The organism is Campylobacter sp. BCW_6889, from assembly GCF_001762535.1.
Taxonomy (GTDB): Bacteria; Campylobacterota; Campylobacteria; order Campylobacterales; family Campylobacteraceae; genus Campylobacter_D; species Campylobacter_D jejuni.
The window spans coordinates 31,919-55,863 of sequence record NZ_MJWZ01000045.1 but is presented as its reverse complement, the minus strand read 5'-3'; the positions used below and the strand labels follow the sequence as shown (position 1 = coordinate 55,863).

The following is a 23,945-nucleotide window of genomic DNA, read 5'->3' as shown; positions in this document are numbered from 1 at the left end:
AGCTTATGGCTTTGAGATTAAAAAAGACTTTTTTAAAAGTGCTAATGAAATTATGTTTAAACATATAGAAAGAAGTCTATTTGCTTAAGTAAAATTTTGATAAAATAATAAAAGAATAATTATTAAATAAAGAAAGAAATACATGTCAGAACAAACTTATGAGTTAAGATTTGAATATTTTAATGAAGAAAATGCTACATTATTTTTCCAAAAAATTACAGATTTTTTACTAAGTATTGATAAGTTGAATAATTCATTAGTATCTGTTTTTGGTATAGAAATTGATATAAATATTCAAATTAAATCTATAGAAAAAGGCTCTATAAGAATATGGATTGCTGAAAAACTTAACAAAATAAGCGATGATGATATAAAACATTATATTAGCAATCCGAGAGAATTACTTGCTGATTTACTTATAAAATCTAAAAAAATGATTTTAGAGAAAATACAAGATAAAAAATGCCAAGATATTCCAAAAGAATATAAAAACATTATAGAAAAAAGCGACTTAAAAGATTTTGGATACAACAATAATGAAACCAATCTATTAACCTGTGTATCAGATCTAACACATAAAGCAAAGGAGTTTAAACATAAACCTATGATAATATTTGAAGAAAAAGTATATGGAATAAGTGAAACATTTGATTATAACCCAAAAACAGCTGATGGGGTTAAGGAGCAAATAAGTAAAATGCGAGGTGCGTTTATAATAAAAAAGCCAGATTTAACCGGAGAAAGTAAATGGGAAATTATTAACGACAAGGTTATAAAAGTTAAAATCAATGATGAAAATTTTAAAAACAAACTCAAAGACAGAAGTATAAAACTATCTTACGGGGATAAGATAAAAGGCGTTTTAATTTCTAAAACCTATATTAGCAAAGATTTGGAAGTTTTAGAAAATGAATATTTTTTAGAAGATATCAAAGGCATTATTGAGCCAAGTTATACACAAGAAAAAAGTTTATTTAAATAAAGGAGAATTAATGGAAAACTTAGAAAAATATAGAAAAGAAATATTTAAAGATGATTGAAGTAATTATAGCAATACTTTTATTTTTGATACTTTTAGCTATTCTTGGATATAAAAGAGAAGCTGATAGTCTTTTAGGATGTTTGTTAATGATTCCTATTGGAATTATAAGTTTTTTGTTTGAAATATTATTGCACTTATTATTGAGCCCGATTTACATTATTGCTTTTTTTATGCCATCTAAAGAGAAAAAGGCATTAAGCAAATTAGAAATTATTAAAAAAGAAAACGAAGAACTAAGAATAGAAAATGAAGAATTGCTAAACAAAAGAGACTTATTGCTCAAAAAGATTAATAAAAGGCATAAGTATGAATAAAACATTACAAGAAATAGAGGAAGAGATAAAAGATTATGAAAATGAAAATAATAGACTAATAGAAGAAAACAACAAATTAAAACAAGAAATAGAAATTTACGAGGAAGAAAATGATAAATTATATTTTGAAGCTTTGGATAGAGAAAGGGAGTTATTAAAAAAGAAAAACAAATATGTATTTTTTATAAAAAATAATTACGATAGAATATACATGTGGTTGATTATAATAGCATTAGCTTTTATTATTTATAAATTTATTTAAAGAAAGGAGTAATATGGCAGAAGAGAAAGAAAGTAAGGGGAGTTATAATTTACAGATTAAAATTCCAAATGAGCTAAAAGACAAACTAGAAAAAAAAGCTGAAAAAGCTGGAGTGTCTTTAAACCAGTATATAATGTATCTTTTTATTGATGATATTAAAAACGAACGGATTTAAAATCCGAGCGTTAATCTAATTTCAATGCTACATCATTATTATTTTTATGAAAAAATAATTAAATAGTATTGACAAATCATTATTAATATAGTATTATTTCAATAATTAAACATTGAAAAAGGATTATATTATGAATGATTTAGTTTATTCTTTAAATGGCGGTTTAGTTACAGACCAAAATAAAATTTCTACAATATCTAAAGTAGATATAAATTCCATACAAAGACTTATAAGAAATTACAAGCAAGATTTAGAATGTTTTGGGGAACTAGGCTTTGAACTTCAAAAAATAGCAAAGACTAACAAAAAGATTTATTTCTTAAACGAACAACAAGCAACACTACTTTTAACTTATATGAAAAATAGCGAAAGTGTTAGAAATGCTAAAAAAGTTTTAGTTTTTGCTTTTTATCAAATGAAAGAAAAGCTTAAAAACCTAGAACAAGAGCAAATGCAAAAACTAGCATTTAGGCAAAGCCTAGGTTACAAGTCTCAACTTAAACAACAAAAGGAAAAATATGAAAACAAAATCAAAGCCCTTAAATACGACTTAGAAAAGAAAAAGCAGTTAAGCTTTAAAAGAAAGCTTAGTGAAAAAGAACTTTTGGAGCTTAGGAAAATACTAGCCAAGGATTATGGAATTCTTTGCATAAAAGAATGGGAAATGAGTTTAGTTGCCGAAAAAATAGGAAAAGATACTGTTTTTGAAGCTGTTTTAAATAAATTAGAAAAAGAGCTTAAGTATTGGCAAAATTATGAAAAATACGAAGAAAAATGGAAAAAAAGAATTAAGGAGTTAAAATGGGAATTTTAAAAAGACTTGATGAAACTATCATTATCGAAAATGATAGGAAAAGCGAAAAAGAATTAGTTGAGTGTTGTATTTTAGAAGGGATTTCTTTAAATAATGCAAACTTGGAAAATATAAATTTAAGTGAATTAGATTTTAATAATGCATTTATAAATGGTGCTAGTTTTAAAAACGCTAATTTAAATGATATTTCAAGCAAGAATGCATCTTTTATAGATTGTGATTTCAGCGGAGCAAGTTTTCATTTTTGTAATTTTCTAAGAACAGAATTTGAAAATTGTATATTTGAAAATGTAGATATTAGGGATTGTATAGGAGATATGAAAAATATCTTTAGCGTTGTCTTGGATACCTATGTTATGACTTTTACAAAAACTATGATGAATTTAGGTTGTGATACTAAAACAATAAAAGAATGGCGTAATTTAAGCGTTGATGATTTAGAAGATGAAGAACAGAAATGGCTTTGGAATTATTACAAGGATACTATTTTTGAAATTATAGATAAAAGATTAGGAGTTGAAAATGGTTAAAAAATATTTTAGAGAAAAAGAATTGAGCGAATATTTAGGAGTTAGTATAACATCATTATTTAAGTTAAGACAAGATGGTAAAATACCTTACATTCGCATAGGAAAATCCATAAGATATGAAATAAAAGAAATAGAAAAATGGCTTAAAGCTAAAAGACATTAAAAGCAAAACTCACAAAGAGAGTTTAAGTAATTTCCATACCATTGCATAAGTTTTACTCTTAAATCAATTGCCTTGGCTCTGTTGTAAGCCCTTTCTATTTCATTACCGCTTATATGATGTAATATCATTTCTGCTATATCTTTACTAATACCTTGCTGAATTAACTCATTGCTTTTATTAGTATAAACACTTCTAAAAGTAGAACGATATCCATGTATAGTGTGCTCTAAATTATAAAATTTAAAAAATCTTACAGCAAAATTCTCGCTAATAGTTCCATTATTATTAGCGAAAATATACTTTTTATCTCCATTTAAAATTCTTTGCATATCTAGTATCTTTAAAGCATATTTATTTAAAGGGATAATATTATCACCATTAGTTCTTACTTTCATTTCATCTGCTTTTATAATCCAAAGATTGTTTTCAAAGTCAATATCACTCCATTTAGCAAATCGAATATTTTTACTTCTTTGTGCTGTTAAAAGCGTAAAATAAATTGCATTAATTATAGTTGTATTTGTCCGTGGATGATTTTTATATTCTTTCATACATTCTAACATATTTTTTATTTCTTGTTCTTCTACTATAGCTTTAAAATGTTTAACTTTATTGTGATTTGCTTCATTATAAAATTTCTTTAAATCTTTCAATTGAAGTATTATATCTGTTTTTAAGTCACCTCTTTGCCTACTAATCTCAAATATCCTACATAGCAAAGATATATTTTTCTTTATTGTTTCGTATATTCCTTTTTTCTGCATTAAATCATAAATAGGTAGAAAATCATCTTTTTTCAATTCATTTATATCTTTTTGTCCCAAAGTGGGAATAATATATTTTTTAAAAATTGACTGTTCTTTTTTGATTGTAGCTGAATTTAATTTTTTAGATTTTATATCAACATAAAGAAAATTTGCTTTTTCAAGTGTCATAACCTTATCATTTTTACCGATAAATTTTCCATCATACATTGACTTTAAAAGATCTTTTGCTTTTTCTCTTGCATTTGTAACATTTAAAACACCTTTTTGGCATTCCCCTATTGTTATAAAATTTTTAAATTTTGAAGCTCTTAAATAAAAAACTTTTTTACCCGTTGGATTAACTCGGACATATAATTCTTTTGGTTCTCCTACGCTAATCATATACCTTTTATCTTTTATTTCTAAATTGTCTATATCTTTTTGAGTTAGCATTAAAAAACCTTTTTTTAGTATTTTTGTAGCCAGAATTAGCTTTTTTACTTTGGCTACATAAATGGCTACAGAATTATAAGAAAAAATAGAAAAAATTTCAATCATAATGAAAAATTTTAATGTAGAAAAGTTGTTAAAATAGTGTATTTTGTATCTTAATATTACTTAATGAATTACTACTTGGTGTCCACGGCGAGATTCGAACTCACGGCCTCAAAATTAGGAATTTTGCGCTCTATCCTGCTGAGCTACGAGGACAGAAAGCGGGAAAAATCCCGCTAACAATTTAACCGTTTCTTTTTTTGATGATTTCATCCGCAACATTTTTAGGAACTTCATCATAGTGATCAAATTCCATAGAATAAGTCGCACGACCTTGAGTTTGACTTCTAAGATCAGTAGAATAACCAAACATTTCAGCCAAAGGACAAAATGCTGTAATGATTTTATTTCCGCCACGCTCATCCATGCTATTTACTTGACCGCGGCGTTTGTTAAGATCGCCAATAACATCACCCATATAATCTTCAGGAGTTTCTACTTCAACTTTCATCATAGGCTCTAAGATTACAGCACCTGCTTTTCTAGCGCCTTCTTTAAAGCCCATAGAAGCAGCAAGCTTAAACGCCATCTCAGATGAATCCACCTCGTGATAACTTCCATCATAAACAGTTACTTTAACATCTTCCACAGGATAACCTGCTAAAACACCATTTTGTAATGCTTCTTGAACACCTTTATCAACTGCAGGAATGTATTCTTTTGGAATTACCCCACCTTTGATATCATTAACAAATTCATATCCACTACCTGGCTCAAGTGGTTCAAGGCGTAAGAATACATGTCCATACTGACCACGTCCACCTGATTGTTTAGCGTATTTGTATTCTTGTTCAACAGTTTTTCTAATAGTTTCGCGATAAGCAACTTGTGGTTGACCTACTTCAGCTTCAACTTTAAATTCACGAAGCATTCTATCAACGATAATTTCAAGGTGTAACTCACCCATACCTGAAATGATAGTTTGACCACTTTCTTCATCTGTAGAAACTCTAAAACTTGGATCTTCTTGTGCTAATTTATTTAAAGCAATAGACATTTTTTCTTGATCAGCTTTAGTTTTTGGCTCAACTGCAACAGAAATAACTGGATCTGGAAAATCCATTCTTTCAAGGATTACCTTATCTTTTTCACTTGCAAGAGTATCCCCTGTTAAAGTATCTTTAAGTCCTACAACAGCACCAATTTCGCCTGCGTAAAGCACTTTAATCTCTTCTCTTTTGTTAGAGTGCATTTTTAACAAACGACCAATTCTTTCTTTTTTATCTTTAGTTGAGTTATACGCATAAGAACCACTTTCCAAACAACCGCGATAAACACGCACGAAAGTAAGTTGTCCTACAAATGGATCTGTCATGATTTTAAATGCAAGTCCTGCAAACTCGCCATCATCAGTTGATTTTACAGAAACTTCTGTGCCATCTTCATATTCACCCTTGATATTTGCCACTTCATCAGGAGCTGGTAAATAAGCCACAACAGCATCAAGCAAAGGTTGAACCCCTTTATTTTTAAACGCTGTACCGCAAAGCATAGGAACGATAGAAAGACTTAAACATCCTGCTTTAATCCCTGTTTTAATCTCTTCAAGGCTTAATTCTTCTCCGCCTAAATATTTTTCCATCAACTCATCTGAAGTTTCAGAAACTGCTTCTATCATTTTTGTGCGATATTCTTCTGCCTTTTCTTTAAGTTCAGCTGGAATTTCTTTTTCTACATAATCCGTTGGCTTAGTATCATCTTCCCAAACTAAAGCTTTCATAGTTACAAGATCGATTACGCCTTTAAAATTATCCTCAGCACCAATTGGAATTTGAAGTGGAACTGGATTAGCTTTTAAACGGTTGCGAATTTGATCTTCTACATTGTAGAAATTTGCACCGATTCTATCCATTTTATTTACAAATACTATTCTTGGAACACCATATTTATTTGCTTGTCTCCAAACTGTTTCACTTTGAGGCTGCACCCCACCCACTGAACAAAATACCGCAACAGCACCATCAAGAACACGCATAGATCTTTCAACTTCAATTGTAAAATCAACGTGGCCTGGAGTGTCAATAAGGTTGATTTGATGGTCTTTCCAAAAACAAGTTGTAGCCGCAGAAGTGATAGTAATCCCACGCTCTTTCTCTTGCTCCATCCAGTCCATAGTTGCAGCACCATCATGAACTTCACCGATTTTATGACTCATGCCTGTAAAGAAAAGAATTCTTTCAGATGTAGTCGTTTTACCCGCATCGATGTGAGCAGCAATACCGATATTTCTAACTTTTTTTAAAGGAGTACTTCTTGACATACACACTCCTTCTTACCAACGATAGTGAGCAAATGCTTTATTTGCTTCAGCCATTTTATAAGTATCTTCTTTCTTCTTAAATGAAGCACCTTTGCTATTAGCAGCATCTAAAAGCTCAGCTGCAAGTTTATCAATCATAGTTCTTTCACTTCTTTTTCTTGCAAAAGAAATAATCCAACGAATCGCCAAAGCTTGTTGTCTAGCAGGGCGAACTTCTACTGGAACTTGATAGGTTGCGCCACCTACACGACGAGATTTCACCTCTAATAAAGGCTTGATATTTTCAATCGCATCATTAAAAATATCAATACCTTTTTTCTCGCCACCTTTTTTATCAATAGCTTCCAAAGCACCATACATAATTGTTGTAGCTGTGCTTTTTTTGCCATCATACATTAAAGAATTAATAAATTTTGTGATTACTTTATTACCATAAATCGGATCAGGCAAGACTTCTCTTACCGGAGCTTTTCTTCTTCTCATTATTTTTCCTTCAAATTTTAAATTTTACTCAAACAAAATCAAATCTAACGGATTTGTCTGTATGAATGATTATTTTGCAGCGCCTGCTTTAGGGCGTTTAGCACCATATTTAGAACGAGAAACTGTTCTTTTTGCAACACCTGCTGTATCAAGAGCACCACGAACGATGTGATATTTAACCCCTGGTAAGTCTTTTACCCTACCACCACGCACTAAAACAATGCTGTGTTCTTGCAAGTTATGACCTTCACCGCCGATATAGCTGATCACTTCAAAGCCACTAGTAAGTCTTACTTTGGCAACTTTTCTTAACGCTGAGTTTGGTTTTTTAGGTGTTGTAGTATAAACCCTAGTACAAACTCCCCTTCTTTGTGGACAATTTTTAAGCGCTGGAGATTTAGATTTTTCTAAAACTTTTTTGCGCTCTTTTCTAACCAATTGATTTATGGTAGGCACAATAATTCCTTTCTTTAAAAATGTAATAAACTTTGGATGATATCTAAATTTTGCTTATATTTTAGTTAAAAAGATTGAAAATGAAGAAATATAGCCCAGAAGGGCTATAAAATAGAGTTTTATTCTTGTTCTTTAAGTTTTAAATTTTGTTCACCATAAAGCCCTGTTCCAACAGGTATCATTCTACCTAGAATAACATTTTCTTTTAAATCTTCTAAGTAGTCAAATTTACCCGCTATACTTGCTTCGGTTAGAACTTTAGTAGTTTCTTGGAATGAAGCTGCAGAAATCACACTATCGCTTCCAATCGCTGCTCTTGTTACACCTAAAAGCACAGGCTCAGCAATAGCAGGTTCTCCACCCATTCTAATGATTCTTTCGTTTTCTTCACGGAATTTACGTCTTGAAACCAAATCACCCTCGATAAATTTCGTATGTCCACTATCTACAACTTTTACTTGTCTTAGCATTTGAGAAACGATAACTTCTATATGTTTATCAGAAATCACAACACCTTGTCCGCGATAAACTTGTTGAATTTCAGAAATCAAATAATAATGCAAGGCTTTTTCACCCAAAATTTTAAGCACATCATGACTTGAAACAACTCCATCTGTAAGTTTTTCACCTGCATGGATAAACTCGCCATCTCTTACTTGAATATGTTTTGATTTATCGATTAAATACTCAGCACTTGTTCCATCTTCTGCTTGGATAATGATTCTTTCTTTGGAACGCAAAGGTTTATCAAAACGAACAACACCATCAATTTCTGCAATCACAGCCGCATTTTTTGGTTTTCTTGCTTCAAAAAGTTCAGAAACTCTTGGAAGACCTCCTGTAATATCTTTTGATTTAGCTGCAGCTTTTGGAGTTTTTGCTAAAATATCTGCTTGAGCGATTTTATCACCATCATGAACAAAAATAACGGTTTTTGGTTCAAGCTGATAACGCGCAGCCTTATCACCTTTTCCTGCGATTACCAAAGTTGGTCTAACTCCGCTTGGCAAATACTCATTAATCACTAAAGAACGCTTACCTGTAGCTTCATCAATTTGCTCATCGGCACTATAACCTGCTTCAATATCTTCAAAGCTTACAACACCATCAATTTCTGCAATGATAGTATTATTATAAGCATCCCATTCTGCAATCACTTTTCTTTCTTTTTTAGGAGCACTTGCAATGATAGTATTTGCATCATCGATTTTTTCACTATCGTTAAATTCTATCTTAGATTCTCTTGGAATATAGTGTCTTTTTGCTTCTCTATCATTTTCATCAGCAATCACTACAAAGAATCCTTTTTCTTTAACAATATCACCTTTTTTAACATTTTTTACTCTATCTAAACCATCGCCTTTAAGGATATAAAATTTAAGCGTTCCTTTTTCGCCTGCTTTGATATTTTGTACCACGGGCTCGCCATCTTCTACTAAAATTTCACTCGCAAAAGGGATACGATTTGGTACATTCCAACCCTCTTTAATCACTTCTACGATACTTTCATTTTCTTCTACTTGCATACCGCTTTGATATGGCAAATAAAGTTTTCCATCTATACTGCCACTTACACCTGCTAATTCATTTGGTTTAGCAAGATCGTATTTTCTTAATATGTATTTTACTTCTTGTTTTTTATCTTTAATAGAAACAATCACATCTTCATGAATATTTTCTATATTAATCACACCTTTAAATGGAGTTTTGATTTTTGGCTCCACAAGCAAAATCGCCGCATTTCTACGATTTGCTACGATATTTTTACCTTCTTTGTTTTTATAAGTTTTAAGATTATAAAATCTTATAAAACCTTCTTTTTGTGCGCTTACTTGTCTATCTTGTAAATCCGTACTTGCAGTCCCCCCGCTGTGGAAAGTTCTTAGAGTTAGCTGCGTCCCTGGCTCGCCGATAGATTGAGCGGAAATAATTCCTACTGCTTCACCTGGTTTTACTAATTTACCTTCGCCAAGATTGATACCATAACATTTTGCACAAATTCCTTTTTTAGCTTTGCAGGTAATAGGAGTGCGAATATTGACACTTTTTATACCGCTTTCTCCAAGAATTTTTGCTTTTTCCTCATCCATTAAAGTACCTTCTGCAAAAAGCACAGAATTTGTAATAGGATCGATCACATCTTCAGCTAAAACCCTACCTAAAATTCTTTCTTCTAAAGTTTCTATAATAGAACTATCTGCGGTGATTTCATTGATTTCAACACCTTCATGCGTTCCACAATCTTCAATGGTAATTTTTACATTTTGTGCAACATCGATGAGTTTTCTTGTCAAATAACCCGCGTTTGCTGTTTTAAGAGCGGTATCTGCAAGACCTTTTCTAGCACCGTGGGTTGAAATAAAGTATTCAAGAACATTTAGCCCTTCACGGAAATTCGAAATAATAGGCGTTTCGATAATAGAACCATCAGGTTTAGTCATAAGTCCTCTCATCGCAGCAAGCTGAGAAATTTGAGCCGCACTACCCCTAGCACCAGAATCTGCCATCATATAAATAGAGTTAAAACCTTCTTTATCTTTTTCTACAAGCTTCATCATCTCTTTTGAAAGAACATTGTTTGTACTTTTCCAAATATCAATGATTTTATTGTATCTTTCCCCTGAAGTAATCAAACCGAGATTATAAGAATTTTGAATTTCTCTTACTTGTTTTTTTGCTTCATTGATAGCTTTTTGCTTGTCATTAGGAACAATAATATCTGCAATCGAAATTGAAATACCTGCTTTCGTTGCATACTCAAAACCTAAATTTTTAAGTCTATCCAAGAAACTTGCTGTAATCTCTAAACCACCTTGTTTATAAACATAATCCACAAGCGCGGCAATGTCTTTTTTCTTTAAGACTTTATTCCAACTATTTTCAGGCACAAAATCAGGTAAAATGGATTTAATAATCAATCTTCCTGCTGTAGTAGTAATCTTTCTACCATCTATCATAGTTTGTATGCTCGCATGAATATCCAAACACTTGCTTTCAAGCGCCATCATCACTTCATCAATGCCTGTACAAATTTTATGCGAACCTTTAGCACCTGCTTTTTCCAATGAAAGATAATAAATTCCTAAAACCATATCTTGCGATGGAACGGTTACAGACTTACCGCTTGCTGGCAAAAGAATATTCATTGATGAAAGCATAAGCACTTTACATTCTGCAATAGCCTCTTGAGAAAGCGGTACATGCACTGCCATTTGATCCCCATCAAAGTCCGCGTTAAATGCTGCACAAACCAAAGGATGAAGTTGTATAGCCTTACCTTCCACTAAAACAGGATGAAAAGCTTGGATAGAAAGTTTATGCAAAGTAGGCGCACGGTTTAACATAACAGGATGTCCTTTTACTACCTCTTCTAAACATTCCCAAACTTCATTGGTTTTGTTTTCTATCATTTTTTTAGCTTGTTTTACTGTAGTTGCATAACCTTTTTCTTCAAGCTTAGCTAAAAGATGTGGTTTAAAAAGCTCTAAAGCCATTTTTTTAGGTAAACCACATTGATCCATTCTAAGTTTTGGACCCACAACAATAACACTACGACCTGAGAAATCCACTCTCTTACCTAGTAGGTTTTGTCTAAAACGCCCTTGCTTTCCTTTGATAATTTCACTTAAAGATTTTAATGGGCGTTTATTTGCTCCTTTTACAGCATTGGCACGACGACCGTTGTCAAAAAGTGCATCAACAGCCTCTTGAAGCATTCTTTTTTCATTTCTGATAATGATTTCAGGTGCATCAAGCTCCATAAGTTTTTTAAGACGTGTATTTCTATTGATAACACGACGATATAAGTCATTCACATCAGAAACTGCAAATTTCCCACCATCTAAAGCCACTAAAGGACGCAAATCTGGCGGTAAAACTGGGAGATTTGTAATCATCATCCATTCAGGACGATTTGGTACAGCTTCATCGCTATCGGTATTGGCGTTTAAATTTGAATTTAAGAAATTTTCTACAACTTTTAAGCGCTTAATGATGGTTTTTTTCTTAGCCTCTGAATTTGTAGCCGCCATTTCTTCTTTAAGCTGATTTAAAAGCGCTACAAGATCTAAATTTGCAAGTAAATCACGAACAACTTCTCCACCCATTCTTGCTTTAAAGCCACTATTTTCATAGCGTTGCATTAAATTTTGATATTGCTCTTCGTTTAAAACATCACAATATTCTACTTTTTTAGTACTTTCGTTATCATAGGAAGCATCACCTGGATTTTCAACGATATAAGCTTCATAATAAAGCACACGCTCAAGATCTTTCATCTTAACACCCAAAAGCGTTCCTATACGACTCGGAAGAGAATTAACATACCAAATATGAGCCACAGGAGTTACAAGCTCAATATGTCCCATTCTAGAACGACGCACTTTTGAATTTGCTACTTCAACACCACATTTTTCGCACTTAACACCTTTAAAACGCATTTTTTTATACTTACCACAAAGACATTCATAATCTCTTATAGGTCCAAAAATCTTTGCACAAAAAAGCCCATCTCTTTCAGGCTTTAAGGTTCTATAATTGATAGTTTCTGGTTTTTTTACTTCTCCATAAGACCATGATTTGATTTTTTCAGGACTTGCAAGTCTTAGTTGAAACGCTTCAAAATCCCTAGGTCTTGCATCTTCTTTGATTTCTATTACTTTAAATTTACTCATTATCTTCATCCTTATCAAAAATCTCAACATCTAAAGCAAGAGATTTAAGCTCATTGGTTAATACAAAAAATGTTTCAGGGATTCCCGTTGCTGGAACATTTTCACCTTTTGTCAATGCTTTATAAGCGCTAAATCTACCTTCTACATCGTCTGATTTGATAGTTAACATTTCTCTTAAAGTATGAGCCGCTCCATAAGCTTCAAGTGCCCAAACTTCCATCTCCCCAAATCTTTGTCCCCCAAAGAGTGCTTTACCACCCACAGGCTGCTGGGTAACTAAGCTGTAAGGTCCTGTACTTCTTGCGTGAACTTTCTCATCAACCAAGTGGTGGAGTTTTAGCATATACATACATCCTACATGAACACGCTCTGCGATTTTCTCACCCGTGCGTCCATCATAAAGTTCTGTTTTGCCGTCCATATCTATCTTGGCCATTTCAAAAAGCTTGCTAAATTCTTCTATATTTACACCTTCAAAAACAGGAGTAGCAAATTTAACTCCTTTACTCCAGTCTCTAGCATAGTTTAAAAGCTCTTCATCGCTTAAGCTTTTAATAAATTCTTTTTCGCTTGCAAGTCTTGGAATAGAACAAATTTCAAGCATTTTTGCTCTTAATTCTTTAAGAAAATCTTTTTGCTTTCTGTCAAAAATTTCTTGAATCTGATCTCCAAGTCTAAGTCCAATTAAACCCAAATGGCTTTCTAAAATTTGGCCTATATTCATACGACTTGGAACGCCAAGTGGATTAAGTGCAATATCCACACTTTTACCATTTGGTAAATAAGGCATATCCACTTCAGGAACTATAGTTGAAACTATACCTTTGTTTCCGTGACGTCCTGCCATTTTATCACCGACTTTAAGCTTTCTCTTTGTAGCAATATAAACTTTAACAAGCTTAATTACCCCACTTGGTAAAATATCATCTTTTTCTAAAATTTCAAGCTTTTCATCGTGTTCTGCTTTTAATTTTTTCTTCTCATTTTGGAAATGATTTTTTAAATCATCGTATTCTTTTTGAATCTCTTTAGAATAAGCTTTAATCAAAGTTGTTAAAGTAAAACGATTGATTTTTTCAAGTTCGCTAATATCTGCGGTTTGTCCTTTTTTATAATTTTTATCTCCAATTTTTTGATCGCTATTTAAAGGGGCTTTGGAAAGAAGAGCACAAACACGAAGCATTTCTTCTCTATCCATCATCAAAAGTCTATCATGATGTTCTTTTTCTAAAGCCATTTTTTCCTTATCATAAGATTTTATTGCACGATCATCTTTTTCATAGCCTTTTTTAGTGAAAATTTTAACATCCACAACAACGCCCTCTAAAGAAGCGGTTGCATAAAGTGATTTATTCACAACATGTCCTGCTTTTTCTCCAAAAATCGCTCTTAAAAGTCTTTCTTCAGGAGTTGGTTTAACCTCACCTTTTGGAGAAACCTTACCCACCAAAATCATACCTGGTTTGATATGGGTACCAATTTTTGCAATACCGCTCTCATCAAGATGTGCAACATCTTCTTCTTTTACATTTGGGATATCTTTGGTAATTTCTTCTATACCATCTTTTAGTTCTCTTGCTTCAATTTCTTTTTCATAAATATGCACGCTTGTAAAGGTATCTTCACGAATAATTCTCTCACTTACAACTATAGCATCCTCATAGTTATAACCATTCCAAGGCATAAAAGCGATTAAAGCATTTTTACCTATAGCAAGTTCGCCTTGATCCATAGAAGGACCATCTGCGATAATTTGTCCTGCTTTTACTATATCACCTTTTTTAACAATAGGATGTTGAATATAATTTGTATTTTGATTGGTTCTTAAATTTTTCTCCATAGTGTAATGGTCAATAAATGGACCTTTATCATCTTCACCTAAAATGAAAATGCTTTTATTATCCACTTTCTCAACCACACCGCCACGCTTTGCTTTAACAGCTTCCCAAGCATCACGCGCAATAATTTGTTCCATACCTGTTCCTACTATCGGAGCTGAAGCAGTAAGAAGTGGCACAGCTTGACGTTGCATATTTGAACCCATTAGTGCTCTGTTTGCATCATCGTGCTCTAAAAACGGAATCAAAGAAGCTGCAACCCCAACAACCATACCTGAGCAAAGATCGATTAATTGCACTTCTTCGCGTCTTGCAAGTATAGTTTCACCATCTTGTCTAGCCTCAACAAATTCTTCTACTATATTGCCTTTAGCATCAACCTTAGTTGAAGCTGGTGCGATAAACAAGCCTTCTTCTTGTGTCGCTGTAAGATAAACAACTTCATTAGTCACTTTACCATTTACAACTTTTCTATATGGTGCTTCAACAAAGCCAAGTTCATTTACTTTTGCATAAGTAGAAAGAGTGTTAATCAAACCAATATTTTGACCTTCAGGTGTTTCAACTGGACAAATTCTACCATAATGCGTCGCGTGAACATCACGCACTTCAAAACCTGCTCTTTCTTTTACAAGTCCACCTTCACCAAGCGCTGATAAACGACGCTTATGAGTAACCTCGCTTAAAGGGTTGGTTTGATCCATAAATTGCGAAAGCTGACCTCCTGTAAAAAATTCAATGATAGTTGTAGTAATCATTTTAGGATTGATTAAATCATAAGGCATTACTTTATCAAGATCCGCATTTAAAGAAGTAAATTTATCTCTGATCGCCTTTTGCATTTTTGCAAGACCTAAATGAAGTTCATTGGCTAAAAGTTCACCTATAGAACGGATACGACGATTTCCTAAATGATCTCTATCATCAATATGTCCTTTACCATTTTTTACTTTAATTAAATATTTTGCAGTTTTAATAATATCTTCATTAGTCAAAACAGTAACATACTCAGGCACTTCAAGACCTAACTTATGGTTCATTTTCATACGACCTACCTTGGTAAGATCGTATCTTTCAGGATTGAAGAATAAATCATTTACAAAAGCCTTCGCTGCATCTTTTACCACAGGTTCACCTGGGCGCATAACTTTGTAAATTCTAATCGCAGCTAAATCATTTTCATCATCGATATTTTCACTTTGTTTAAGAAGTTTTAGAGTTTCTCCATCTTGAGCAAAGGAGTTAATAATCGCCGCATCAACGCCATTAGCCAAATCATTTGCTATATCAAAACTTTTTTGCTCTTTAATCTTAGCAAGCTTACTCTCATCTAACAAAGTTAAAGAATCAAATAAAACCTCTCCACTTTCTTTATCAATAATAGGATTTGCTAAATAACGATTAAGTAAAATTTCTACAGGATATTCTATCCATTTTAAACCGTCTTTAATAAGCTGTTCTGCTTTTTTCTTTGTAAGTCTTTTTCCAGCTTGATGAACGATTTTTCCTTTTTCATCTTTAATATCATATTCTATTCTATCCATAAAATCATTTGGATTAAATTCTGTTAAAAATTTATCTTTTTTCACATGTATAGTCTGAATAGGATAAAACAACTTAATAATATCTTGTTTTTTATACCCTAAAGCTCTAAAAAGCATAGTTACAGGAACTTTTCTACGCTTATTGATTCTTACATACAAAACATCTTTGGCATCGTATTCAAAATAAAGCCACGAACCACGATCAGGAATAATTTGTGCTGTATAAACAAGCTTATTTGCAACCGTTGAACTTTCTTCTTCTTTAAAAATAACACCAGGGCTTCTATGTAATTGATTTACAACCACTCTCTCAACCCCGTTAATGATAAAAGATACACGATCTGTCATTAAAGGAATTTCGCGGATATAAATTTCTTGTTCTTTAATATCTTTTACGCCAACTTTTTCCCCTGTTTTTTCATCTTTTTCATGCAGAGTAAGACGGATTTTCATTTTTAAATTTACAGAATAAGTCAAACCTCTTTCCATGCATTCGCGAATGGTATATTTTGGCTTGCCTATTTCACTACTAACATATTCAAGACTCAATCTATTTTGCGGATCATGAATAGGAAAAATTGATTTAAAAACTTTTTCTATACCACTTTCACCATTATCAAGATTTAAAAAATAATCAAAACTCTTTTTTTGTAATTGTAGAAGATTTGGGATTTCTATTTGTTTTGAAATGTTTGAGAAGTCTACTCTTAAACGATTTCCTAATTTATTATCTAACATATCGCACATACCTCATGGTAAATTTTGTAAATTTAAAAAAGAAGACCTAAAAATTAGGTAAAAATAAAAAAAGAAGACTTGCCTTGGCAAATCTTCTTCTAACTTTAAAGCTTAAAATTACTTAAGTTCTACTTTAGCACCAGCTTCTTCAAGTTGTTTTTTAGCTTCTTCAGCTTCAGCTTTAGCCACACCCTCTTTTAGAGTTGAAGGAGTTTGCTCAACTGCATCTTTTGCTTCTTTAAGACCAAGGCCTGTAAGAGCACGAACGATTTTAATAACTTCAATCTTTTTAGCACCGCCATCAGTTAAAACGATATCAAATTCAGTTTTTTCTTCAGCAGCAGCTGCAGCACCACCAGCTGCAGCACCACCAGCCACCATTACAGGAGCAGCAGACACACCAAATTTTTCTTCAAATTCTTTTACAAGTTCTGATAACTCAAGAACACTTAAATTTGAAATATATTCTAATACATCTTCTTTAGAAATTGCCATTTTTTATCCTTTTATTTAATTTATTCAGATTCTTTTTTATTTTTAAGCGCATTTAAACCTATTGTGAAATTGGTAATTGGCGCATTCCAAACTTGCAAAAGCATAGCAAGCAACTCATTGCGTGAAGGCATTTTAGCAAGAGCTTTAACCTTAGCAACATCTGCAACTTCGCCTTCAATATGAGCTGTTTTGATTTCAAATTTATCGTTATTTTCTTCAAATTTAGCAGCTACTTTTGAAACACTTAGCTGATCTTCGCCCCAAAGATAAATATTTGTATCTTTAAGAACTAGACCTGTTTTACCGGAATTGTTAAGAGCAATGTTAGCCAAAGTATTTTTAACAATTTGAACTTTTACATTGTTTTCTCTTGCATTATTTCTAAGCTCTTCTAGTTTTTTTGTGCTAAGACCTCTGTAATTACAAACTACAATAGCTTCACTAGCTTTAAAACCTTCTTCAAGTTTAGCAATAATCTCAACTTTTTCGCTTCTAGTCACATTTTCTCCTTTCCGATTGAGATTTCAAGTAGAGTGGAAATCCAATTAAGCTTACGCCTCGACTATCTTCAATCTAAAATAAACATCTCAAAAAATCAAAAATTTTTTCAAATGTTTATTTTAAAACAAAAGAGTTGCAAAAAAGCAACTCTTATTTCATATCAAGCAATTCTTGTGTTTCAAGCTTTACAGAAGGGCTCATTGTCAAAGATAAAGCCGCATTTTTAATATATCTACCTTTAGCTGCGGCAGGTTTGTGTTTGTTAATTGCCTTTACAAAAGTGCTAACATTGTCCCATAATTGTTCTTTGGAAAAACTTACTTTACCAAGACCTGCATGGATATTTCCTTGCTTATCAACACGGAAATTTACCTGACCACTTTTTGCATTATTAACTGCTTGAGCAACATCCATAGTCACTGTTCCGGTTTTAGGATTTGGCATTAAACCTTTTGGCCCTAAAATTCTACCAACTTTACCAACAAGTCCCATTAAATTTGGAGTAGCAATCAAAACATCAAAATTCATATTACCTTTTTGAATTTCTTCTACTAAATCATCGCTACCCACAATATCTGCACCAGCATTTTTCGCCTCATCAGCTTTTGCGTCTTTTGCAATTACAGCAACGCGAACTTTTTTACCCGTTCCAGCAGGTAAAACAACAGATCCTCTTACCATTTGATCTGCATGTCTTGGATCAACATTGAGTTTTAAAGCAATTTCTACAGTCTCATCAAATTTAGCAGACTTTAAAGTCTTTATTGTATCAATTGCATTGCTTAAAGCATACTCTTTATTTGAATCAATTTTTTGTGATAATTCTTTTAATCTTTTTGCTATCTTAGCCATTTATTTTCTCCGCATTTTAAAGTGCTACCGCCTTTTACCTTGGCGGTGAAAGGATTAATCTACGATTTCAACACCCATAGAACGAGCTGAACCTGCAATAATTTTAGCAGCTTGATCTCTATCTTTAGTATTTAAATCTGCAATTTTCTTATCTACTATTTCTAAAACTTGAGCACGGGTTAACTTGCCTACCTTATTTTTAAGTGGATTATCCGTACCTTTAGAAATTCCAGCTGCTTTTTTGATCAAATCCGTAGCTGGTGGTTGTTTTGTAATAAAAGTAAAACTTTTATCTGCATAAACAGTGATGACAACAGGGATATTAAAACCTGCCATATCTTTTGTTCTTTCATTAAAAGCCTTACAAAACTCCATAATATTAACACCTTGCTGACCCAAAGCAGGACCAACAGGTGGTGATGGGTTTGCTTTTGTGGCAGCAATTTGCAATTTAATTTCGCCTACGACTTTTTTAGCCATAACAAATCTCCTTACTTGATATAAATTAAATTATTTTCTCAACTTGAGAATATAAGATCTCCACTGGAGTTGAGCGTCCAAAAATAGAAACATTTAATTTTAATAAACCACGAACCATATCATACTCTTCTACAATTGCAGTAAAGTTTGCAAATGGCCCTTCTGTGATTCTCACATTTTCCCCTTCTTCAAAAGAAATCTTTGGTTTAGGCGCTGCACGATTGTGAACTTTTTCCAAAATCAAATTAATATCTTTTTCTGTTAAAGGGGTTGGCTTTTTGGATTCTCCAATAAAACGACCAACCTTTGGAAGAGATTGAATGCGATGCCAAAGCTCTGTATTTAAATCAAGAAGTGCAAAAACGTATCCTGAATACAAACTTCTTTCGCTAATCTTCTCCTTTCCATTCTTAAATTCAATAACATCTTCAGTTGGAACAACAATTTCTTTAAGTTGTTCTTCAATTCCGTTATCTTTTACTAAATTTTCAATGGCTCTTTTAACTGCCATTTCACTGCCAGCATAAGTTTGAATTGCATACCATTTATGAGTACTCATTTACTCTCCTTATACGATCGCAGAAACAATAGAGGACATAAGCCAATCCACTAACGCCAAAAACAAAGAAATTACCGCAACAACCACAAAAACTGTAATATAGGCATTTCTTACCTGTTCTTTTAAAGGAAAAATTACTTTCCTTAATTCGGCTTTTGATAATTTAAAATAAGTTATTAATTTTTCCATTTATTTAAACCTTAATTATGGCAGGGCAAGAGGGATTCGAACCCCCAACCATCGGATTTGGAATCCGGTGCTCTACCGTTGGAGCTATTGCCCTAAGGGCGCAAGCTTAACTTTTTAGCTTAACTTCTTTGTGAAGTGTATGTTTTTTTAATCTTGGGCAATATTTTTTTAATTCTAATTTTTCAGTAGTATTTTTACTATTTTTATAGGTGCTATAATTAATATCACCACATTCTTCACACTTTAAACCAACTTTAATTCTCATTTCAATTTTCCTTAAAAAATTAAAGCCAAGCTTTTAACTTGGCTTTATTAAATTATTTAATAATTTTAGAAACAACACCTGAACCAACAGTTTTACCACCTTCACGAATAGCAAAACGAGTTCCTTCTTCAAGTGCTACTGGAGCGATCAAGCTTACAGTAATTCTCACATTTTCACCTGGCATAACCATTTCAACACCATCAGCTAATTTAATCGAACCTGTAACATCAGTTGTTCTTACATAAAACTGTGGTCTATAGTTGTTAAAGAATGGAGTATGTCTACCACCTTCATCTTTATTTAAGATATAAACTTCAGCTTCGAAATCAGTGTGTGGAGTAATTGATTTTGGTTTAGCAAGAACCATACCACGGATAACTTCTTCTTTTTTAGTACCACGAAGAAGAACACCTACGTTATCTCCTGCTTCACCTTGATCCATTTCTTTTCTGAACATTTCAACACCTGTTACAGTTGTTGTTTGAGTATCTTTAATACCAACGATTTCGATAGTATCACCTACTTTTACAACACCTTTTTCAATTCTACCTGTAACAACAGTACCACGACCTGAAATTGAGAAAACGTCTTCAATTGGCATCAAGAAGTCTTTTTCAGTATCACGAGTTGGAGTTGGAATATAGCTATCAACTGCAGCCATAAGATCCATAATTTTTGCTGACCATTCACCATCTTGTCCAGCTTTAGCTTCTTCAAGAGCTTTTAAAGCAGAACCAGAAATAATAGGTGTATCATCGCCTGGGAAATCATAAGAGCTTAATAATTCTCTAATTTCCATTTCAACTAACTCTAGAAGTTCAGCATCATCAACCATATCTGCTTTATTCATAAAAACAACAATATATGGAACGCCTACTTGACGAGAAAGAAGAATGTGCTCTCTAGTTTGTGGCATAGGGCCATCTGCAGCAGAAACAACCAAGATCGCTCCATCCATTTGTGCAGCACCTGTAATCATGTTTTTAACATAATCTGCGTGACCTGGGCAGTCAACGTGTGCATAGTGACGATTGTCTGTTTCATATTCAATATGAGAAGTAGCAATAGTAATACCACGCTCTTTTTCTTCTGGAGCATTATCGATATTATCATAATCTTTAAGCTCTGCTAAACCTCTTCTAGAAAGAACAGCAGAAATAGCAGCTGTTAAAGTAGTTTTACCATGGTCAACGTGACCAATAGTACCAATATTTACGTGTGGCTTATTACGTGAAAATTTTTCTTTAGCCATTTTTTTCCTCCGTATAAAAAATAAATTGAGCAAAGCAAGTCTTATATCTATATAATTTTTTCAATTCATGGAGCTCATAGCGGGAATTGAACCCGCGACCTCTCCCTTACCAAGGGAGTGCTCTACCTCTGAGCCATACGAGCGCTCAGAAAAATTATACACAATAACAGACAACAAAAACTCTTAATGGGATATATACTGTAAGTTAAAGGTTTTAAAATACAGCTCCCAGTTCTTTTAAATTATTGGAGCGGGAAACGGGACTCGAACCCGCGACCCTCAGCTTGGAAGGCTGATGCTCTAGCCAACTGAGCTACTCCCGCAAAGCATGGTGGTGAGTCGTGGATTCGAACCACGGAAGGCGAAAGCCAGCAGATTTACAGTCTGCCCTCGTTGGCCACTTGAGTAACTCACCATAAAAATATTGCTTTTTCAATATTCTGGTCAAACACTGCTAAAATAAATGGAGCTGGTTAAGGGACTTGAACCCCCGACCTGCTGCTTACAAGGCAGCTGCTCTACCAACTGAGCTAAACCAGCAAAAATAAAAGTGAGATTATAACTCAAAAAAAAATTTTTGTCAAGACTTTTTTAGTTTTTCTATAAAATTTTAGTCTTGTAAAGTTTATTATCATAAACCAATATTATTTTTATCTATTTATGATAATCAAACAAATTTAAAAATTTCTTTGCTCTTTCGCTTTTTGGATTTTCAAAAAAACTTTTAGGATCATTTTCTTCGATGATTTTTCCTTCATCCATAAAAATAATTTTATCTGCTACAGCTTTAGCAAAACCCATTTCATGAGTAACAATAAGCATAGTCATACCCTCTTTTGCAAGATTTAACATCACTTCTAAAACTTCTCTAACAATCTCAGGATCCAGTGCTGCTGTAACCTCATCAAAAAGCATTAACTCAGGATTCATACATAAACTTCTTACTATGGCAATTCTTTGCTTTTGTCCTCCACTAAGCTCTCTTGGATAAGCATGAATTTTATGCAAAAGTCCCACCTTTTCAAGCCAAATTTTAGCCTCTTTTAAAACCTCATCTTTCTTTCTTTTTTGTACTTTCATGGGTCCTAAAAGTATATTTTCTTCAACACTTAAATGCTCAAAAAGTTCATAAGATTGAAAAACCATGCCAACTTTTTGACGCATTCTTGGCCATTCTTTAAAATCTTTATCTATTTTCTCATTATCAACATAAATATTACCACTTGCAATCTCTTCAAGCCCATTAATACAACGCAAAAGCGTAGATTTTCCACATCCGCTAGGACCTAAAATCACCACAACTTCTTTGGCTTTAACTTCTAAATTAATATCTTTTAAGGCGTGATGCGAACCATAATACTTTTGTAAATTTTCTATTTTTAGTATGCTCATTTTAGCTCCATTTTTTCTCTAATTTTCTTGAATATAAAGTGATAGGATAACAAAGTATAAAAAAGATAAAAAAAATCAAACCATAAATAATAAAAGGTGCAAAATCATTTTTATTATGAAATTCTATAATTTGTTGCCCTATCTTGACAAGCTCTACCGCTCCGATTAAATAAGCAAAGGTTGTACTTTTAATCATACGAGTAAGTAAATTCATGCTCATAGGAGTTAAACGACGCATAGCTTGTGGAATAATAATATAAACAAAACTTTGCACCGTATTTAAACCTAAAGATGATGCACTTTCATACTGATGCTTTGGAATACTCTGCAAGGAAACACGCACCAAATCCATCATCTCAAAACAACCCCAAATGCTAAAAACAATAATAGCTGCACTTACAGAACTCAAATCCCACCCAAACCATCTAGGAAAACCAAAATACACCACAAAAAGCCATACTAAAAGTGGCATAACACGTACAAATTCTAAACCCAAACGACAAAAAGCATAGATATAGGTATTTTTAAAACTCATTAAAATTCCCAAAAACAACCCACCTATCGAAGTAATAATAATGCTGATAAATGAAATTTCAAGAGTGACAAAAAGCCCTTGCCAGAGTCTTAAAAGCGTATCGGTATTTAAAAGTTCAAGCATGAAACAACCTTTTTTCAAACTTTAGCAAAATAAAAGACAAAGGCAAAATAATACACAAATATCCCATAAACAACAAAAACAATAGCTCATCTGTCTTATAGGTTAAAGAATTTAAACTCTTCATTAAATTCACCAAATCTGGCAAGGCAATAATACTAACCACTGAAGTTTCTTTGATTAAAAATATAATATTAGCACTAATACTTGGCATAGAAATAGCCAAAGCTTGCGGCAAAATCACATAACGCAAATTTCCAAATTTTGAAAAACCCAAAGAAAGTCCGGCTTCAAACTGCTGTTTTCTTATGGCTTCAAATCCCGCCCTTAAACTCTCAGCCATATAAGAACCCCCTAAAAAACTAAGTCCTACTATAGCACAAGCAAAAGAAGGTCTTAAAGTTTCTTCTACGCTTAAACAAATCAAATTAAGTGGTGGAATTTGCTCTAAATGTATATTAAATTTAGGCAAAGCATAATATAAGAAAAAAAGTTGAATTAATAAAGGCGTATTTCTTGAAAACTCTATATAAAGCTTGCAAATATTTTCTAAAATTTTTATTTTAAAATAACTCATTAAAATACAAAACAAACCTATTATCAAAGAAAAAATAATTCCAAAAAAGCTTAGTTTTATCGTAAGCCAAGCAGCCGTTAAAAAAGCGGGAGCTTGAGATAATATAAAATCAAAATCCATTCCCTACCTTAAATT

General features: G+C 32.7%; 23 protein-coding genes, 6 tRNA genes and 2 pseudogenes. 8 read left to right on the top strand and 23 right to left on the bottom strand.

The genetic code is table 11. The features are described from left to right. The 8 genes and pseudogenes from AJ939_RS10745 to AJ939_RS04425 all read left to right on the top strand — a co-directional run. Positions 1-88: pseudogene (locus tag AJ939_RS10745) on the top strand (site-specific DNA-methyltransferase); the annotation flags it as partial. Positions 89-142: 54 nt separating this feature from the next. Next, complete coding sequence (locus tag AJ939_RS04450) at positions 143-982, top strand: hypothetical protein (RefSeq protein WP_070276175.1); 840 nt, start codon at positions 143-145, stop codon at positions 980-982. A gap of 50 nt (positions 983-1,032) precedes the next feature. Beyond that, the gene (locus AJ939_RS04445; RefSeq protein ID WP_070276173.1) at positions 1,033-1,356 is read left to right on the top strand and encodes a hypothetical protein; all 324 of its coding nucleotides are present in this window, start codon (positions 1,033-1,035) and stop codon (positions 1,354-1,356) included. Further along, complete coding sequence (locus AJ939_RS04440) at positions 1,349-1,618, top strand: hypothetical protein (protein WP_002861638.1); 270 nt, start codon at positions 1,349-1,351, stop codon at positions 1,616-1,618. Before AJ939_RS04445 ends, AJ939_RS04440 begins: the two co-directional genes overlap by 8 nt. 13 nt (positions 1,619-1,631) lie before the next feature. Beyond that, complete coding sequence (locus AJ939_RS10575; protein ID WP_002810092.1) at positions 1,632-1,793, top strand: YlcI/YnfO family protein; 162 nt, start codon at positions 1,632-1,634, stop codon at positions 1,791-1,793. Positions 1,794-1,923: 130 nt separating this feature from the next. Further along, positions 1,924-2,607, top strand: coding sequence for a Rha family transcriptional regulator (locus AJ939_RS04435; protein WP_070276171.1), 684 nt, complete (start codon positions 1,924-1,926; stop codon positions 2,605-2,607). Then, complete coding sequence (locus tag AJ939_RS04430; RefSeq protein WP_070276169.1) at positions 2,595-3,137, top strand: pentapeptide repeat-containing protein; 543 nt, start codon at positions 2,595-2,597, stop codon at positions 3,135-3,137. The genes AJ939_RS04435 and AJ939_RS04430 overlap by 13 nt, the downstream gene beginning before the upstream one ends. Continuing rightward, complete coding sequence (locus AJ939_RS04425; protein WP_002864902.1) at positions 3,130-3,300, top strand: helix-turn-helix transcriptional regulator; 171 nt, start codon at positions 3,130-3,132, stop codon at positions 3,298-3,300. Before AJ939_RS04430 ends, AJ939_RS04425 begins: the two co-directional genes overlap by 8 nt. Here AJ939_RS04425 and AJ939_RS04420 read toward each other — a convergent pair. The 23 genes and pseudogenes from AJ939_RS04420 to AJ939_RS04310 all read right to left on the bottom strand — a co-directional run bounded on the left by AJ939_RS04420 (position 3,297) and on the right by AJ939_RS04310 (position 23,930). Further along, positions 3,297-4,499: a tyrosine-type recombinase/integrase gene (locus AJ939_RS04420; RefSeq protein ID WP_044261620.1), complete on the bottom strand. Its 1,203-nt coding sequence runs from the start codon at positions 4,497-4,499 to the stop codon at positions 3,297-3,299. The two genes, AJ939_RS04425 and AJ939_RS04420, sit on opposite strands and share 4 nt — an antisense overlap. Positions 4,500-4,680: 181 nt before the next feature. Further along, positions 4,681-4,757 (bottom strand) — tRNA-Arg (locus tag AJ939_RS04415). A 28-nt stretch (positions 4,758-4,785) separates the two neighbouring features. After that, on the bottom strand, positions 4,786-6,861 hold the full coding sequence (gene fusA / locus AJ939_RS04410; protein WP_002779472.1) for an elongation factor G: 2,076 nt from the start codon (positions 6,859-6,861) through the stop codon (positions 4,786-4,788). A gap of 12 nt (positions 6,862-6,873) precedes the next feature. Next, the gene (gene rpsG, locus AJ939_RS04405; protein WP_002779471.1) at positions 6,874-7,344 is read right to left on the bottom strand and encodes a 30S ribosomal protein S7; all 471 of its coding nucleotides are present in this window, start codon (positions 7,342-7,344) and stop codon (positions 6,874-6,876) included. Positions 7,345-7,413: 69 nt separating this feature from the next. Further along, on the bottom strand, positions 7,414-7,800 hold the full coding sequence (rpsL, locus tag AJ939_RS04400) for a 30S ribosomal protein S12 (protein ID WP_002782934.1): 387 nt from the start codon (positions 7,798-7,800) through the stop codon (positions 7,414-7,416). 119 nt (positions 7,801-7,919) lie between these two features. Beyond that, a complete protein-coding gene (gene rpoC, locus AJ939_RS04395; protein WP_070233381.1) occupies positions 7,920-12,473 on the bottom strand; it encodes a DNA-directed RNA polymerase subunit beta' in 4,554 nt (1,517 codons plus the stop codon). Then, positions 12,466-16,602 (bottom strand): DNA-directed RNA polymerase subunit beta, encoded by a 4,137-nt coding sequence (gene rpoB, locus AJ939_RS04390; RefSeq protein ID WP_072225851.1) that lies wholly within the window; start codon positions 16,600-16,602, stop codon positions 12,466-12,468. Before rpoB ends, rpoC begins: the two co-directional genes overlap by 8 nt. A gap of 108 nt (positions 16,603-16,710) precedes the next feature. Next, complete coding sequence (gene rplL / locus AJ939_RS04385) at positions 16,711-17,088, bottom strand: 50S ribosomal protein L7/L12 (RefSeq protein WP_002854820.1); 378 nt, start codon at positions 17,086-17,088, stop codon at positions 16,711-16,713. A gap of 20 nt (positions 17,089-17,108) precedes the next feature. Then, positions 17,109-17,588: a 50S ribosomal protein L10 gene (gene rplJ / locus AJ939_RS04380; RefSeq protein ID WP_002858610.1), complete on the bottom strand. Its 480-nt coding sequence runs from the start codon at positions 17,586-17,588 to the stop codon at positions 17,109-17,111. A gap of 151 nt (positions 17,589-17,739) precedes the next feature. After that, positions 17,740-18,441 carry a 50S ribosomal protein L1 gene (rplA, locus tag AJ939_RS04375; protein WP_070233380.1) on the bottom strand — a complete coding sequence of 234 codons (702 nt, stop codon included), beginning with the start codon at positions 18,439-18,441 and terminating at the stop codon, positions 17,740-17,742. Between the two features lie 54 nt (positions 18,442-18,495). Further along, positions 18,496-18,921, bottom strand: a complete 426-nt coding sequence (rplK, locus tag AJ939_RS04370; RefSeq protein WP_002779452.1) for a 50S ribosomal protein L11 — start codon at positions 18,919-18,921, stop codon at positions 18,496-18,498. 25 nt (positions 18,922-18,946) lie between these two features. After that, positions 18,947-19,480: a transcription termination/antitermination protein NusG gene (nusG, locus tag AJ939_RS04365; RefSeq protein WP_002851098.1), complete on the bottom strand. Its 534-nt coding sequence runs from the start codon at positions 19,478-19,480 to the stop codon at positions 18,947-18,949. A 9-nt stretch (positions 19,481-19,489) separates the two neighbouring features. Beyond that, positions 19,490-19,669, bottom strand: coding sequence for a preprotein translocase subunit SecE (gene secE / locus AJ939_RS04360; protein ID WP_002854985.1), 180 nt, complete (start codon positions 19,667-19,669; stop codon positions 19,490-19,492). Positions 19,670-19,687: 18 nt separating this feature from the next. Beyond that, positions 19,688-19,763: transfer RNA gene (locus AJ939_RS04355), tRNA-Trp, on the bottom strand. A gap of 12 nt (positions 19,764-19,775) precedes the next feature. Further along, positions 19,776-19,934 carry a 50S ribosomal protein L33 gene (gene rpmG, locus AJ939_RS04350; RefSeq protein WP_002793551.1) on the bottom strand — a complete coding sequence of 53 codons (159 nt, stop codon included), beginning with the start codon at positions 19,932-19,934 and terminating at the stop codon, positions 19,776-19,778. 52 nt (positions 19,935-19,986) lie between these two features. Then, a complete protein-coding gene (tuf, locus tag AJ939_RS04345; protein ID WP_002855271.1) occupies positions 19,987-21,186 on the bottom strand; it encodes an elongation factor Tu in 1,200 nt (399 codons plus the stop codon). A gap of 68 nt (positions 21,187-21,254) precedes the next feature. After that, positions 21,255-21,329 (bottom strand) — tRNA-Thr (locus AJ939_RS04340). 103 nt (positions 21,330-21,432) lie between these two features. Next, a tRNA-Gly gene (locus AJ939_RS04335) sits at positions 21,433-21,509 on the bottom strand. Between the two features lie 6 nt (positions 21,510-21,515). Beyond that, positions 21,516-21,601, bottom strand: a tRNA-Tyr gene (locus AJ939_RS04330). A gap of 49 nt (positions 21,602-21,650) precedes the next feature. Then, positions 21,651-21,726, bottom strand: a tRNA-Thr gene (locus tag AJ939_RS04325). A gap of 91 nt (positions 21,727-21,817) precedes the next feature. Next, a pseudogene (locus AJ939_RS04320) lies at positions 21,818-22,578 on the bottom strand (amino acid ABC transporter ATP-binding protein). A 1-nt stretch (position 22,579) separates the two neighbouring features. Further along, complete coding sequence (locus AJ939_RS04315) at positions 22,580-23,236, bottom strand: amino acid ABC transporter permease (protein WP_070233379.1); 657 nt, start codon at positions 23,234-23,236, stop codon at positions 22,580-22,582. Continuing rightward, on the bottom strand, positions 23,229-23,930 hold the full coding sequence (locus AJ939_RS04310) for an amino acid ABC transporter permease (protein ID WP_070276167.1): 702 nt from the start codon (positions 23,928-23,930) through the stop codon (positions 23,229-23,231). Before AJ939_RS04310 ends, AJ939_RS04315 begins: the two co-directional genes overlap by 8 nt. Positions 23,931-23,945 lie beyond the last annotated feature (15 nt).

What these genes read in the sequence shown, in the direction of transcription:
- fusA (WP_002779472.1), bottom strand. Translation starts at nt 6,861, where the DNA reads ATGTCAAGAAGTACTCCTTTAAAAAAAGTTAGAAATATCGGTATTGCT.
- AJ939_RS04450 (WP_070276175.1), top strand. Translation starts at nt 143, where the DNA reads ATGTCAGAACAAACTTATGAGTTAAGATTTGAATATTTTAATGAAGAA.
- AJ939_RS04420 (WP_044261620.1), bottom strand. Translation starts at nt 4,499, where the DNA reads ATGCTAACTCAAAAAGATATAGACAATTTAGAAATAAAAGATAAAAGG.
- AJ939_RS04440 (WP_002861638.1), top strand. Translation starts at nt 1,349, where the DNA reads ATGAATAAAACATTACAAGAAATAGAGGAAGAGATAAAAGATTATGAA.
- AJ939_RS04310 (WP_070276167.1), bottom strand. Translation starts at nt 23,930, where the DNA reads ATGGATTTTGATTTTATATTATCTCAAGCTCCCGCTTTTTTAACGGCT.
- rpoC (WP_070233381.1), bottom strand. Translation starts at nt 12,473, where the DNA reads ATGAGTAAATTTAAAGTAATAGAAATCAAAGAAGATGCAAGACCTAGG.
- AJ939_RS04315 (WP_070233379.1), bottom strand. Translation starts at nt 23,236, where the DNA reads ATGCTTGAACTTTTAAATACCGATACGCTTTTAAGACTCTGGCAAGGG.
- nusG (WP_002851098.1), bottom strand. Translation starts at nt 19,480, where the DNA reads ATGAGTACTCATAAATGGTATGCAATTCAAACTTATGCTGGCAGTGAA.
- rpsG (WP_002779471.1), bottom strand. Translation starts at nt 7,344, where the DNA reads ATGAGAAGAAGAAAAGCTCCGGTAAGAGAAGTCTTGCCTGATCCGATT.
- AJ939_RS04430 (WP_070276169.1), top strand. Translation starts at nt 2,595, where the DNA reads ATGGGAATTTTAAAAAGACTTGATGAAACTATCATTATCGAAAATGAT.
- AJ939_RS10575 (WP_002810092.1), top strand. Translation starts at nt 1,632, where the DNA reads ATGGCAGAAGAGAAAGAAAGTAAGGGGAGTTATAATTTACAGATTAAA.
- AJ939_RS04425 (WP_002864902.1), top strand. Translation starts at nt 3,130, where the DNA reads ATGGTTAAAAAATATTTTAGAGAAAAAGAATTGAGCGAATATTTAGGA.
- rplA (WP_070233380.1), bottom strand. Translation starts at nt 18,441, where the DNA reads ATGGCTAAGATAGCAAAAAGATTAAAAGAATTATCACAAAAAATTGAT.
- rpmG (WP_002793551.1), bottom strand. Translation starts at nt 19,934, where the DNA reads ATGAGAATTAAAGTTGGTTTAAAGTGTGAAGAATGTGGTGATATTAAT.
- rplK (WP_002779452.1), bottom strand. Translation starts at nt 18,921, where the DNA reads ATGGCTAAAAAAGTCGTAGGCGAAATTAAATTGCAAATTGCTGCCACA.
- rpoB (WP_072225851.1), bottom strand. Translation starts at nt 16,602, where the DNA reads ATGTGCGATATGTTAGATAATAAATTAGGAAATCGTTTAAGAGTAGAC.
- AJ939_RS04445 (WP_070276173.1), top strand. Translation starts at nt 1,033, where the DNA reads ATGATTGAAGTAATTATAGCAATACTTTTATTTTTGATACTTTTAGCT.
- AJ939_RS04435 (WP_070276171.1), top strand. Translation starts at nt 1,924, where the DNA reads ATGAATGATTTAGTTTATTCTTTAAATGGCGGTTTAGTTACAGACCAA.
- secE (WP_002854985.1), bottom strand. Translation starts at nt 19,669, where the DNA reads ATGGAAAAATTAATAACTTATTTTAAATTATCAAAAGCCGAATTAAGG.
- tuf (WP_002855271.1), bottom strand. Translation starts at nt 21,186, where the DNA reads ATGGCTAAAGAAAAATTTTCACGTAATAAGCCACACGTAAATATTGGT.
- rplL (WP_002854820.1), bottom strand. Translation starts at nt 17,088, where the DNA reads ATGGCAATTTCTAAAGAAGATGTATTAGAATATATTTCAAATTTAAGT.